Here is a 13,654-nt window from a genome sequence, read left to right as displayed (position 1 = left end):
AGCCCGCTCCCACAAGGAATTGGTGGTGAGGCATAAATTCCGGGCACAAAAAAAGCACCCCGCAGAGTGCTTCTTTTTGATTTTGGCAATCAGCTGATTATTGAGCTGGAGCCGGCTCGTTCTGCGACAGGACCAATTTACCGTCCTTGTCGACCGGAATCTGGTTGCCCGGATCGCGATCCATCCGCACTTTGCCTTCCTTGCCATCCAGCGAATAACGCACGTCGTAACCTACAACCTTGTCGCTGATGTCATGCACCGTGTTACAGCGGGTTTGAGTCGTGGTGTAGGTGTCACGCTCCTGCATGCCTTCTTGCACCTTGTTACCCGCATAACCGCCGCCGACCGCACCGGCCACTGTGGCGATTTTCTTGCCAGTACCGCCGCCGATCTGATTACCCAACAGACCACCCGCCAGCGCACCAACCACCGTACCGGCGATCTGGTGTTGATCTTTCACCGGCGCTTGCCGGGTAACCGCTACGTCCTTGCACACTTCACGTGGCGTCTTGATTTGCGTCTTGACCGGTTCAACGGCTAGAACTTGCGCATATTCAGGGCCGCTATTAACCAGCTTGTAGGTGGCAACAGCACCTCCGGCTGTTACACCGACAGCACCCAATACTGCACCAACCAGCATCGACTTGTTCACATGAACCTCCTGACCATCACATGCGGGACAAGCCCGCGCTTCTCCCAGCCTTGGAGCATAAAAAAAGGCGCGAGTTCAATACTCGCGCCTTTTCGGCCGACAGCTGGAAAACGATTGCCGTTATGGGCGGTCGTCGACTTCCTTGTCGGTAGCCACTGCCGGGATCAGATCCTCGGTGCTCAGGTTCAGCCAGATCAGCACGACGTTGGCGATGTAGATCGACGAGTAGGTACCCGCCAATACACCGACAAACAGCGCGATAGAGAAGCCGAACAGGTTATCGCCACCAAAGAACAACAGGGCCGCGATCGCCAGCAAGGTGGAGATCGACGTCGCCATGGTCCGCAGCAGGGTTTGCGTGGTCGAGATGTTGATGTTCTCGATCAGGGTCGCCTTGCGCAGTACGCGGAAGTTCTCACGAACCCGGTCGAACACCACGATGGTGTCGTTGAGCGAGTAACCGATAATCGCCAGCACCGCCGCCAACACCGTCAGGTCGAAGGTGATCTGGAAGAACGACAGGATACCGATGGTCACGATCACGTCGTGAATCAACGAAACGATGGCACCGACTGCGAACTTCCACTGAAAGCGGAAAGCCAGGTAGATCAGGATACCGCCGAGCGCCATCAGCATGCCGAGGCCGCCCTGGTCGCGCAGTTCTTCACCGACCTGAGGGCCGACGAACTCAACGCGCTTGACCGTTGCCGGGTTATCGCCGCCGACTTTCAACAGCGCTTCTGCCACTTGATGACCCAACTGCGGGTCTTCACCCGGCATACGCACCAGCAAATCGGTAGTGGCACCGAAGCTCTGAACGACCGCATCGTTATAACCCGATGTAACCAGCTGCTCACGCACCTTGGTGACGTCGGCCGGACGCTCGTAGGTCAGCTCGATGAGCGTACCGCCGGTGAAGTCCAGGCCCCAGTTCATGCCCTTGGTGGCGACACTGAACAATGCCAGTGCCGTGAGGAACAATGTGACGCCGAACGCAAAGTTGCGAACGCCCATGAAGTTGATTGTACGTAACATGGCAGCCCCTTAAATCCACAACTTCTTGAAGTCACGACCGCCGAAGATCAGGTTGACCATCGCGCGGGTCACCATGATGGCCGTGAACATCGAGGTAAAGATCCCGAGGGACATGGTCACTGCGAAGCCCTTGACCGGGCCGGTGCCCATTGCAAAGAGAATCCCGCCGACCAACAAGGTTGTCAGGTTGGCGTCGAGAATCGCGGTGAATGCCCGGCCGAAGCCTTCGTTGATTGCCCGTTGCACGCTCATGCCCGCCGCGATCTCTTCACGTATCCGCGAGAAGATCAGAACGTTGGCGTCGACGGCCATACCCATGGTCAACACGATACCGGCGATACCCGGCAGGGTCAGCGTTGCACCCAGCAGCGACATCAGGGCCAGCAGCAGCACCATGTTCACCGCCAGCGCGACGGTGGCGATGATGCCGAAGAAGCGGTAGATGGCGATGATGAACAGCGAGACAAACAGCATGCCCCACAGCGATGCATCGATACCTTTGACGATGTTGTCGGCACCCAGGCTTGGGCCAATGGTGCGCTCTTCAGCGAAGTACATTGGTGCAGCCAGACCACCGGCACGCAGCAGCAGCGCCAGTTCGGACGACTCGCCCTGACCGTTCAGGCCGGTGATGCGGAATTGAGCACCCAGCGGCGACTGGATGGTCGCCAGACTGATGATCTTTTTCTCTTCCTTGAACGTCTGGACCGGCACTTCTTTCTCGACGCCGTTAACCACTTGCTTGACGTAAGAGGTAACCGGACGCTGCTCGATAAAGATCACGGCCATGCTGCGACCGACGTTGCTGCGAGTCGCACGACTCATCAGCTCGCCACCGTGGCCATCCAGACGGATGTTCACTTCCGGCGTGCCTTGCTCGCCGAAGCCAGCCTTGGCGTCAGTCACCTGGTCGCCCGTGATGATCAAGCCACGCTCGATCTGTGCGGGCGGACGATTGCCTTCACGGAACTCGAAGGTTTCGGAAGTGGCTTTCGAAGCGCCTGGCTCGGCAGCCAGACGGAACTCAAGGTTGGCCGTCTTGCCGAGGATACGCTTGGCTTCGGCGGTGTCCTGCACGCCCGGCAGCTCAACCACGATGCGGTTGGCGCCCTGGCGCTGAACGATTGGCTCGGCAACACCCAGCTCGTTGACGCGGTTACGTACCGTGGTCAAGTTCTGCTTGATGGAGTATTCACGGATTTCCGCCAGCTTGGCCGGGGTCATCGCCAGACGCAGTACCGGTTGGCCATTGAGGTCGGCCGGAACAATATCGAAATCGTTGAAGCTCTTGCGGATCAGCGCACGGGCTTGTTCGCGGGCTGCTTCATCAGTGAAGCCCAGCTGAATGGCACCGTTGAGTTGCGGCAGGCTGCGATAGCGCAGTTTCTCTTTACGCAACAGGCTCTTCACATCGCCTTCGTACACTTTCAAGCGAGCGTCGAGGGCTTTGTCCATATCCACTTCCAGCAGGAAGTGCACGCCACCGGACAAGTCCAGACCCAGCTTCATCGGGTGCGCGGCCAGGCTGCGCAGCCATTGCGGGGTGGTTTGTGCCAGGTTCAGTGCAACGACGTAGTCATCACCCAATGCCTTGCGCACGACGTCTTTGGCAGGTAGCTGGTCTTCAGCCTTGGTCAGACGAATCAGACCGCCCTTGCCGTTTTCCGCCAGGGTGGCAGCCTTGACGTTGATCCCGGATTCCTTGAGCGCTGCGCTCACACGATCCAGATCAGCCTGATTGACCTGCAGCGAAGTGCTTGCACCGCTGACCTGAATGGCCGGGTCATCAGGATATAGATTGGGAGCGGAATAAATCAGACCGACCGCTAGCACCGCCAGGATCAGAATGTATTTCCACAGAGGGTATTTGTTCAGCATCACGCCGCCCGCTTATGACGCGGGGCGCCTTGCGCGCCCCGTCGATTGAGTAGAAGTTGGAACTTAGATCGCTTTGAGCGTGCCTTTTGGCAGCGTGGCGGCAATGGCGCCTTTCTGGAACTTCATTTCGACGGTGTCGGAGACTTCCAGTACAACGAAGTCGTCGGACACTTTGGTGATCTTGCCGGCGATACCACCGGTGGTCACAACTTCGTCACCTTTTTGCAGGCTGCCCAGCAGGGTTTTCTGCTCTTTGGCGCGCTTGGCCTGTGGACGCCAGATCATCAGGTAGAAGATGACCAGGAAACCGACCAGGAAAATCCACTCAAAGCCGCCGCCCATTGGGCCTGCAGCAGGTGCAGCAGCGTCAGCCATGGCATTAGAGATAAAAAAGCTCATTTAGCACTCCAGTTGCAAATGTTGAATCTTGGGGTCAGAAAACTCAGTCCAAAGGCGGAACAGGTAACCCGCGTTTGGCGTAGAAGGCATCGACAAAGGCGGCCAATGTACCCTGTTGAATAGCCTCGCGCAAACCAGCCATAAGCACCTGGTAATGGCGCAAATTGTGGATGGTATTCAACATGCTACCCAGCATTTCGCCACACTTGTCCAGATGGTGCAGATAAGCACGGGAGAAGTTCTGGCAGGTGTAGCAATCGCAGGTCGGATCCAGCGGCGAATCATCATGGCGATGGAACGCGTTACGGATCTTCAGCACGCCTGTATCAATGAACAGATGCCCATTGCGGGCATTACGGGTTGGCATCACGCAATCGAACATGTCCACACCGCGGCGCACACCCTCAACCAGATCTTCCGGTTTGCCAACGCCCATAAGGTAACGAGGTTTGTCAGCCGGCATCTGACCCGGCAGGTAATCCAGCACCTTGATCATCTCGTGCTTCGGCTCGCCCACCGACAGACCGCCAATGGCCAGGCCATCGAAGCCGATCTTGTCGAGGCCTTCCAGGGAGCGCATGCGCAAATCCTGGTGCATGCCGCCCTGAACGATGCCGAACAGTGCCGCCGTGTTGTCGCCATGGGCTTCTTTCGAACGCTTGGCCCAACGCAACGACAGCTCCATCGAGACCCGCGCGACGTCTTCGTCGGCCGGGTACGGGGTGCATTCGTCAAAGATCATCACGATGTCCGAGCCCAGGTCGCGCTGGACCTGCATCGACTCTTCCGGGCCCATGAACACTTTGGCGCCGTCGACCGGAGAAGCGAAGGTCACGCCCTCCTCCTTGATCTTGCGCATCGCGCCCAGGCTGAACACCTGGAAACCGCCGGAGTCGGTCAGAATCGGGCCTTTCCACTGCATGAAATCGTGCAGGTCGCCGTGCTTCTTGATCACTTCGGTGCCAGGGCGCAGCCACAAGTGGAAGGTGTTGCCCAGAATGATTTCCGCGCCCGTGGCGGTGATATCCCGCGGCAACATGCCCTTGACCGTACCGTAGGTGCCCACCGGCATGAAGGCCGGGGTTTCTACGGTACCGCGTGGAAAGGTCAAACGACCGCGACGAGCCTTGCCGTCGGTAGCAAGCAACTCAAACGACATACGACTCATACTGTTTCCTCAGGGCCGCGTGGCGCCGGATTACGGGTGATAAACATCGCATCACCGTAGCTGAAAAAGCGGTAACCATGCTCCACCGCTGCTTTATAGGCAGCCATGGCTTCGGGATAACCGGCAAACGCCGAAACCAGCATCAACAGCGTGGATTCGGGCAAATGGAAGTTGGTGACCAGGGCATCGACCACATGAAACGGCCGGCCCGGGTAAATAAAGATGTCGGTGTCGCCACTGAACGGCTTGAGCACGCCATCGCGCGCGGCACTTTCCAGGGAACGCACGCTGGTGGTGCCCACGGCCACCACGCGACCACCGCGAGCGCGGCAGGCTTCGACGGCATCGACCACATCCTGGCCGACTTCCAGCCATTCGCTGTGCATGTGGTGGTCTTCGATCTTCTCGACACGCACCGGCTGGAACGTACCCGCACCGACGTGCAAGGTCACGAACGCGGTTTCGACGCCCTTGGCGGCAATCGCCTCCATCAGCGGCTGATCGAAATGCAGCCCCGCCGTCGGCGCCGCTACCGCGCCCAAGCGCTCGGCGTACACCGTCTGATAACGCTCGCGGTCCGAGCCCTCATCCGGGCGGTCTATATAAGGAGGCAACGGCATGTGCCCGACGCGGTCGAGCAGCGGCAACACCTCTTCGGCGAACCCCAACTCAAACAACGCGTCATGGCGCGCCAGCATCTCGGCTTCGCCACCGCCATCAATCAGGATCTTCGACCCCGGCTTCGGCGACTTGCTGGACCGTACATGGGCCAGCACGCGATGACTATCGAGCACCCGCTCCACCAGGATTTCCAGCTTGCCGCCGGAAGCCTTCTGGCCAAACAGCCGCGCCGGAATCACCCGGGTATTGTTAAACACCATCAAATCGCCCGGGCGCAAATGCTCAAGCAAATCAGTGAATTGACGGTGTGCCAGGGCGCCGCTGACCCCATCAAGGGTCAACAGGCGACTGTTGCGACGCTCGGCCAAAGGATGGCGGGCGATCAGCGAATCAGGGAGCTCGAAGGTAAAGTCAGCAACGCGCATGATGGGGTTCGTCTAGCAGGGCCGGGAAGTCTAGCGGAAATATCAAAAATTCTCCATGTACCTGATTGACCGACGGTTATCTCATCTCTATACTTCGCCGCCATTGAGCCCTGATGGCGGAATTGGTAGACGCGGCGGATTCAAAATCCGTTTTCGCAAGAAGTGGGAGTTCGAGTCTCCCTCGGGGCACCAAAATTAAGAAAGGTCTTGCTTTGCAAGGCCTTTTTTTTCGTCTGTAGAAAAGCCACCCCGCCCCTGTGGGAGCTGCTGAAGGCTGTGATCTTTTGATCTTGCTCTTCCACGCCGCCCGCACCTGCGGAACATTTCACAAGGATTCCCCCCATGGAATTGCTGCTGGAAACCGTCGCCCTCTTTTCCCTCAAGCTCGCTTACGAGACGGAAGATTCGAGTCCGATTCTGCGTGATGATCTGATGATGAGTGATTACGAGCGGGAGGTGTTTGGGTTGCTGGTGCGTAGGGGGGATGTTGAGGCGATCCAGAAGAAGGTGGATGAATGCCTGAGTTTGGCGCTGAACGCTATCGGTGGTGCGGATACAGTGCTGGGCCGCGAACTGTATAGGTTGGCGGCGGATTTCAGCGCTGCGCAATCTACCGAGCAACTCCATACACCGCTCATCGCGCTTAAGGACTACCTGAAAGACATTCAATGAAAGTAGAGGCTACTAAATAGTGGAGGTCACCTACTCCGAGCCCCTACTATGGTTACCATGCCTTGACGAGCAATGAATTTGTTCCCGTTTTCTCAAAAACTCCGAGACGAACAGGGATGTCCGATAAAATCTCAGTTACCGATCCCATGCGAAGCGTTGAATCTGATTATCATTTTCATGCCCCCTCTTTCGATGCCGCCCTCTTTCACAGCGCACCCGTAGAGTCTTAGCTGGACTCAAAGAAAGGGTTAATCCTTTTCGTATATTAGAGCCTTAGCAGATTTCACACCCTTGGGAAAGCAGAGCGCCAGTTGCAGCATCCCCCGAAGCCTTGACCTATGGATGAAACGGCCCGAATAGTATGTCATATTGACACCATACAATAAGGCGGTTCACGGTCAGATGACATGAGGTTTTAGGGATGAAAAAAATAGGAGTTGTTTTTGTTCACGGTTTTACCGGAGGAGAGAACACTTGGAAAAATGCCGACGGAGAGAAATTTAGCGACTTACTGAAACAAGATGCAGGATTAGCTAACCGATATGACTTCTTTGAATTCGATTACTTCACAAAACTGATTAGTATTTATCATTCAGCGCCGGTGCAAAGAGTCCTCGGCCTAATAGGTTTTGGAAAAAACAGGGTCAGGTCAAACAAGCCTATAAAACAACTGAGCGAATCCCTAGACGCCTATATTCGAACAAGACTTGAGGATTATGAGCATGTAATTCTCATTGCCCATAGCATGGGCGGTCTAATTGCAAAAGATTATATCTTAAACTATGAAGAGGGAAACGGCCCTCAGCCAACTGGATATATCTCCATCGCAGTTCCACATAAAGGTTCATTGGGCTCGGTCTTGCTGGCCCCAACCATGAATGTGAACGCTAAAGAAATGCAACCTCTCTCTGACTACGGTGATGCATTGAATTCAGAGTGGACGCATCGCAAAGAAGAGCTACCACGTTGCATGTACATAGTAGCCCTTCATGATGAATGTGTCCCAGTAACAAGCTCCATTCCATTCACAGTAAATAAATCCGAAAAGTTTACTTTTTCTCACGACCATCTTTCTATCTGCAAGCCGAACGGACCGGAGGATCTTGTATACATGAGAGTAAAAAGTTTCTTATCCTCACTTGCTCATGATCATAGCATGAATGAATTAGCAGCAACCACATTCGACCCAGATTTAAACGAATATGATAAAGAAATTTTCGTGATCAAAATGATCCTATCTGGGATAGGGGAAATGGGAATTGAAGATGCAAAAGCATCTTTTTTTCATGCGGAAATAATTTCAAAGGCAGCAGATCAAAAAGACCGGATAATATTAGTTGACCTTCAAAACAAGGTATTAGGACTGTATCGACAAACCTTTAACGAGCACTTTGCATCCAGTGAGGGAAATGAGATTTTTTCGGAAGTGCATCGACTCCTCTTAGACCAAGATGCAAAAGTCCTTGAGTCCGGCGTTAAATATATAAATTTCATACATAAAAAAGGTCTTCTTCAACAATTAGCCAACAAGCTAAACCGCCACGTTATCTGGTCAAATGACGTTACGACTGATCACATCCAGGATAAAATGTGATGAGTGACCCAATCAACATAATTGACTACCGAGACGAGTTCTACTTAAAGCTATACAGACGTTGGCTTATAGTATCTATATTAGGGTTAAACAGAAAAAAAGAACAAATACTCACCATACAAAAAGGTGCTTTTTTTGATTTTCTGATAAAAAACCCAAAAATAGCTCATGCTTTTCTAGTCAAATTTAATCGCTTGAATCAATCTTCACCTATAAAAGAAACCCTATATAGTAGCAACATAGATTACGGCGCATCCCAAGAGCATAGAGATTTCCTTCAGAGCATGCTTATTCTTGAGAGAAACGGTTTCGTGCACATTACGAAAAGCGGACAAGATTTTTTTGTAAGTGCAACCGACTTAGAAATGAAAAAAACTGAAACTCTGACAGAAAGCTGGAAGCTCAACATCGAACTTTTAAAGCCGGTGGTTGGCAAGTCATTAAATGTACTACAAAAAAGTATACTGGGAGATTGATCATGGATGTTAGCCCGTACCTGTTAGTAAAAAAACTGTTAATAAAAGGACTTGAAAACACATATGAAGCAACCTTCCAAGAAGGAGTCAACCTAATTTGGGGCGACATGGATTGCGGAAAATCCAGTATTCTTAACCTTATTGACTTCTGCTTAGGCGGCAGCAATGAGAATCTACTTTATGGAGAAATAACAGCCAAAGCACGTATAGCTTATTTAGAAGTTAGTTTAAACGGCAAAATCTGCACTTTTGAAAGGAACATTATTGACGCCAATGCACCTATTAAAGTATTTGTAGCCGAGTATGCAAATATATCTGACAACTTCCCTATGCTTATGTCTGCCAGTTCCACTTTGCAGATGCCAGACGGATGGGTATCTGACTTCATACTTGATTCGTTAGGAATTGCTAAAGTAAGCATTCGAGAATCCAAAATTAGGGATGATGCAGGGGCGGACCGCCTTAGCTTCAGGGACTTAATGAAGTTAATGTATCTCAAGCAGACCAAGGTTGGCGCAGACAGCCTCCTGAACTATGGGAATAATGCTGTCTTTAACAAAAACATAGAAATACAAAAATTCGTTTTCAACATACATGACAATCGAATTTCGTCTTTAAACCAGCAATTGACGCTGGAATCAACAATATTACGCGAACTAAAGACCTCAGAAGCCTCAATATCTAAATTTTTATCAGATGTGAATATATCAGTCGGAGCACTAGCAACAGAGGAGACTCCACTAGACGATAAAAACTCTGAGCTATTGGAACTTGAAAGCAGTATTTCCAAACTGAAAAACGATTATAAATTTGCTACCGATGTGGCCTTATCAATGGCCGGAAAGATCGTCGAACTCAAAAGTTCGCTAGCAACAACAAGAATAGAAAAACACTCTTTATCTAAGCAACACAAGAACTTTGCAGATCTAAAAAACACATACCAAAGTGATTTGGAATGCTTAAATCTATCTAAAATTACCAGAGGCTCACTTTCTAAACAACATCTTCAAAGCATATCACTCCCCTGCCCTCTATGCACAACCCCCGTAAGTTTAGCGTCTACAGTCATCAGCGATGATGATATAGATGGCGAAATTCGTTCAATAAAAAATAGAATTTCGGGTACCCATACCGCTCTGGAAAAACTGTGGAACAGAAAATTAGAGATCTCTGACAGCGAGGACAAAGCGCTAGAGACTCTTAGTGCACTATCAACAGAGTTCGACAGGTTCAACATTGACAACATCTCCTCTTTGATTATGTCAATAGAGGCTGTCGAAAAAGCGAAAGTCAATGTAAAAATCGACATCGCAAATATAAAAAGAAATATTGCCATAAGCAATAAATATTCAGAAATCTCAACAAAAATCGACAGCAAGGAGTCTGTTATTTCAGGCTTAAAGAAAAGCCTTCGCTTGGTTGAGGAAGGGCTATCAGGCCTAGACGAAGTTATTGCCAAGCTTTCCGGAATCTTCAAAAAACACATGATAAATAGTGGCCTTCAAAATGCGAATGGCATTTTTATCGATAAAAAATTCATACCTCACTTCAGAAATATTTCCTATTACTCATCTTCATCCGGCGGCGTCAGAACCATAACTTCAATTGCTGGATTTGTTTCCCGATTAAAATATTTATTGCAAGAGCCAGGAAATCTACCTACTTTTTTGATGATTGATACTCCAGGCCAAAATATCGGGCGAAGAGGCCGAGAAGACGACGACACGGCTGATCCAGCGTTGTACAACAATATTTTTAAGCAAATTATCGAAGTCACCCAGAAGGCAGAGACAGACTCCAGAGTCTGCCAAGTAATAATCGTGGATAATGATCTTCCACCAGTGCTGGAATCAGGTGCTAAATTTCATCTCGTTAAAAGATTTAGAAAAAAAGGCGGACAATTTGAAAAAGGTTTGATTAATGACTTCTAATTGACCTCATCAAAGCCCCCTCACTTAACACAAGTGAGGGTTTATAAAAAAGACTTAAATATCCTCCACAACCCATACACTCAGCAAGCACAAAAAATTAATACATTAACAAATTTTGCCAACTCACCCAACCGTTTATAGATACCACATCAACCTTGGCTAGCGTCAATAGCACGACACAACTCTTGATCACTTTCCCCAACGAAATTATTAGCGCGCCTCCAGTTTCCTCCAACTCGCTTTTCCACAATTGAGCCTTGAGGACTAGTTATTAATCTAAAGCTTCGCCCACCAACATTGCACGTCGGAACAGCATCAATAACCTTCCAATCAGCTACATTTCGACGAGCATCATGCAGCTTCAAGCGAAACTCTGACGCTGTGGAAAATCTACTTTCGGGATCGGTGTGGCATGCTTTTCTAATGATCCTTTTAAGATTCTCAGGCACCCATGCAGGCAGTGAAGCATAATCTAGAATGCGACCTTTAGATATTTTAGTTCTCAGACATTGATCAGCAAACATCGTCTGATCACCAGGACTATGTAACCCCTCATAATGTTTTAACTCAGAAACAGTTAGCCACGCAATCTCCTCATACGGCAGAAAACCGCCTAGAGCCTGGTAAAGGAAAACACCAGTTTGATAAACATCGCCAGTAAAGCCATATTGATTTGAATCAATCGACTCAGGAGGTCTATAGAGCATTGAGTGCTTTGAACCAGGAACAGCCGAATTACCTTCGGGAATTTTCTTTATTGATCCGAAGTCCCCAATAACCGCTACACCGTCGTCTTTTATGTAAATATTTTCAGGCTTCAAATCTCGATGTAGAAGCCTTTGCTGATGCAGGTGAGTGAGACCATTGAGAAGTTGGCAGGTAAGGTCTAAAGCAGCTAAATTCCCTACATTTCGCTTTAGGTACTCATCTGCATCCCCCGCATCATAGTATGGCGTAACAAAATATGCGTAAGAGATATCAGCATAACCCGCATCATAAATTTCAATTACATTTGGTGATCGTATTTCAGATAGTGCCTGAGGCTCAACATGCAATGTCTTGTCACCTCCCCAGTAATAAAACTTTATTGCTACGCGAACACCACTCACCCTATTTCTACCAAAAAACAAATAGCCATTCCAGACTGTGTGAAAACCTAGCAATCTGTTGGCCGGTTGAAGAAAATGCTCGTATCGCAAGATACGGGCATTTTTCTTATGCGCTATATCCAAGGTGAAAACCGCTCCCAGAGCGCGCTTTTTCCACTCTCGCTGGACGAGCTCATTCCTGACGACCATCTGGTACGGGTGATCGAAGCCTACATTGCTCTTCTGGACTTCGAGCATTTGGGCTTTGATAAAGCCAGACCCAAGGCCACTGGGCGTCCTTCGTACGATCCCGCCGACCTGCTCAAACTCTATCTGTACGGCTATTTTCAGCGCATTCGTTCGTCGCGGCGACTGGAGGCGGAGTGTCGGCGCAATGTGGAGGTCATGTGGTTGTTGGGCCGACTGGCACCTGACTTCAAAACCATTGCTGATTTTCGGCGCGACAACAGCGCCGCGTTCACCGCAACCTGTCGTGCCTTCGTTCGATTCTGCCGCCAGGCTGGTCTGATTGCCGGAGAGTTGGTGGCCATCGACGGCAGCAAGTTTCAGGCGGTCGCTTCCAGCCGCAAACACCTGACAACAAAAAAACTCGAGCACCGGGAAGCGGCGCTCGACAAGAAGATTGCGCGTTACCTGGCACAACTCGATGAAGCGGATCGCGACGAAGAAGGAGAGTCGATCGACCGCTCAGCGGTACAGAAAGCGCTAGCCGAGTTGCAGGTAAAAAAGGCCAATAACCAGACCTGCCAAGTGCTGATGCAAGCTCAAGGTCTGACTCAACACGTTGTTGGCGAGTCCGATGCGCAAAAAATGCGAACGGCCTCCGTCCCGCTGGTGGCTTACAACGTTCAAAGTGTTGTGGATGCGAAGCACTGCCTGATTTTGCACCACGAAGTCACTCAGGAAGGCACCGATAACCGCCAACTCGAACCGATGGCCAAGGCCGCTAAAGATGAGCTGCAGCAAACAAAACTCTGCGTCACAGCGGATGCAGGTTACTCCAATGGCGCCCAGTTCCAGGCGTGCGAGGACGCGGCGATCACCGCTTTTGTTCCACCGAACAGGGCCAACAACCCTACCAGTGGTGAGGAGCAGTACTTTGACCGGACAGACTTCAGCTACGACAAAGATACTGATCAATATCAGTGCCCCGCTGGCAAACCACTGACACTTAAACAGCTGAACAAAGGCGATCGAATCTACCAGGCGGCAATCAGCGACTGCGGGAAATGTCCGCTGAAAAGCCGCTGCACCAAGGCTCAGCGTCGCTATCTGATGCGCCATGCCCATGAAGCGGCGTTTGAGCGAATGGAACAGCGAATGAAGGCCCATCCCGAGATGATGGTCAATCGCCGATCCATCGTCGAACATCCCTTCGGCAACCTAAAGCACTGGATCTTCGGAAATGGCCGGTTTTTGCTGCGCCAGTTGAAGGGGACTCGCGCAGAAATGGCGCTAGCGGTACAGGCCTACAACTTGAAAAGGGCTATCCAGGTGCTGGGAGCACAAAAGCTGATAGCGCTGATGGGCTGAGAGGCCCTTTATTTTTTTTTCCGGTAAAGCAAATGCCCCGACAAGTCGGGGCATCTGCTTTACGCCGCCGCAAACTACGTTTTCACACAGTCTGCATTCGCCCCTTTATTAGACTCTCGTTCCAACTCTATATTCTGAGCCAACCTAAGCAAACACTCTCT

Annotated in this window: 12 protein-coding genes and 1 tRNA gene; 6 read left to right on the top strand and 7 right to left on the bottom strand. The window is 51.0% G+C overall.

Annotated features, from left to right (window positions below):
• Positions 1-97: 97 nt before the first annotated feature.
• The 6 genes from BLW70_RS10410 to queA all read right to left on the bottom strand — a co-directional run bounded on the left by BLW70_RS10410 (position 98) and on the right by queA (position 6,178).
• Complete coding sequence (locus tag BLW70_RS10410) at positions 98-652, bottom strand: glycine zipper 2TM domain-containing protein (RefSeq protein WP_074873942.1); 555 nt, start codon at positions 650-652, stop codon at positions 98-100.
• A gap of 120 nt (positions 653-772) precedes the next feature.
• Positions 773-1,687, bottom strand: coding sequence for a protein translocase subunit SecF (secF, locus tag BLW70_RS10405; protein WP_074873941.1), 915 nt, complete (start codon positions 1,685-1,687; stop codon positions 773-775).
• Positions 1,688-1,696: 9 nt separating this feature from the next.
• Complete coding sequence (gene secD / locus BLW70_RS10400; protein ID WP_074873940.1) at positions 1,697-3,565, bottom strand: protein translocase subunit SecD; 1,869 nt, start codon at positions 3,563-3,565, stop codon at positions 1,697-1,699.
• A 63-nt stretch (positions 3,566-3,628) separates the two neighbouring features.
• Positions 3,629-3,964 carry a preprotein translocase subunit YajC gene (gene yajC, locus BLW70_RS10395; protein WP_007903559.1) on the bottom strand — a complete coding sequence of 112 codons (336 nt, stop codon included), beginning with the start codon at positions 3,962-3,964 and terminating at the stop codon, positions 3,629-3,631.
• A 43-nt stretch (positions 3,965-4,007) separates the two neighbouring features.
• Entirely contained in the window at positions 4,008-5,123 is a 1,116-nt protein-coding gene (tgt, locus tag BLW70_RS10390) for a tRNA guanosine(34) transglycosylase Tgt (RefSeq protein WP_162130615.1), read from the bottom strand.
• 5 nt (positions 5,124-5,128) lie between these two features.
• Complete coding sequence (gene queA, locus BLW70_RS10385) at positions 5,129-6,178, bottom strand: tRNA preQ1(34) S-adenosylmethionine ribosyltransferase-isomerase QueA (RefSeq protein WP_074873938.1); 1,050 nt, start codon at positions 6,176-6,178, stop codon at positions 5,129-5,131.
• Positions 6,179-6,285: 107 nt separating this feature from the next.
• Between queA and BLW70_RS10380 the strand changes: the two genes are divergently transcribed.
• The 5 genes from BLW70_RS10380 (at position 6,286) to BLW70_RS10360 (ending at position 10,851) form a co-directional block, all read left to right on the top strand.
• Positions 6,286-6,370 (top strand) — tRNA-Leu (locus tag BLW70_RS10380).
• A 150-nt stretch (positions 6,371-6,520) separates the two neighbouring features.
• A complete protein-coding gene (locus tag BLW70_RS10375) occupies positions 6,521-6,850 on the top strand; it encodes a hypothetical protein (RefSeq protein WP_074873937.1) in 330 nt (109 codons plus the stop codon).
• Positions 6,851-7,271: 421 nt separating this feature from the next.
• The gene (locus tag BLW70_RS10370) at positions 7,272-8,444 is read left to right on the top strand and encodes an ABC-three component system protein (RefSeq protein ID WP_074873936.1); all 1,173 of its coding nucleotides are present in this window, start codon (positions 7,272-7,274) and stop codon (positions 8,442-8,444) included.
• A complete protein-coding gene (locus BLW70_RS10365; protein WP_074873935.1) occupies positions 8,444-8,920 on the top strand; it encodes a hypothetical protein in 477 nt (158 codons plus the stop codon). Before BLW70_RS10370 ends, BLW70_RS10365 begins: the two co-directional genes overlap by 1 nt.
• A gap of 2 nt (positions 8,921-8,922) precedes the next feature.
• Positions 8,923-10,851: an AAA family ATPase gene (locus tag BLW70_RS10360; protein WP_074873934.1), complete on the top strand. Its 1,929-nt coding sequence runs from the start codon at positions 8,923-8,925 to the stop codon at positions 10,849-10,851.
• 149 nt (positions 10,852-11,000) lie between these two features.
• Here BLW70_RS10360 and BLW70_RS10355 read toward each other — a convergent pair whose 3' ends face one another.
• Positions 11,001-12,149, bottom strand: a complete 1,149-nt coding sequence (locus BLW70_RS10355) for a serine/threonine protein kinase (RefSeq protein WP_083383359.1) — start codon at positions 12,147-12,149, stop codon at positions 11,001-11,003.
• Between BLW70_RS10355 and BLW70_RS10350 the strand changes: the two genes are divergently transcribed.
• Entirely contained in the window at positions 12,069-13,493 is a 1,425-nt protein-coding gene (locus BLW70_RS10350; protein ID WP_074873932.1) for an IS1182 family transposase, read from the top strand. The two genes, BLW70_RS10355 and BLW70_RS10350, sit on opposite strands and share 81 nt — an antisense overlap.
• Positions 13,494-13,654 lie beyond the last annotated feature (161 nt).

This window comes from Pseudomonas frederiksbergensis (assembly GCF_900105495.1).
Classification (GTDB): Bacteria; Pseudomonadota; Gammaproteobacteria; order Pseudomonadales; family Pseudomonadaceae; genus Aquipseudomonas; species Aquipseudomonas frederiksbergensis.
The sequence above is the reverse complement of the archived record's forward strand: the minus strand, read 5'-3'. Positions and strand labels throughout refer to the sequence as shown.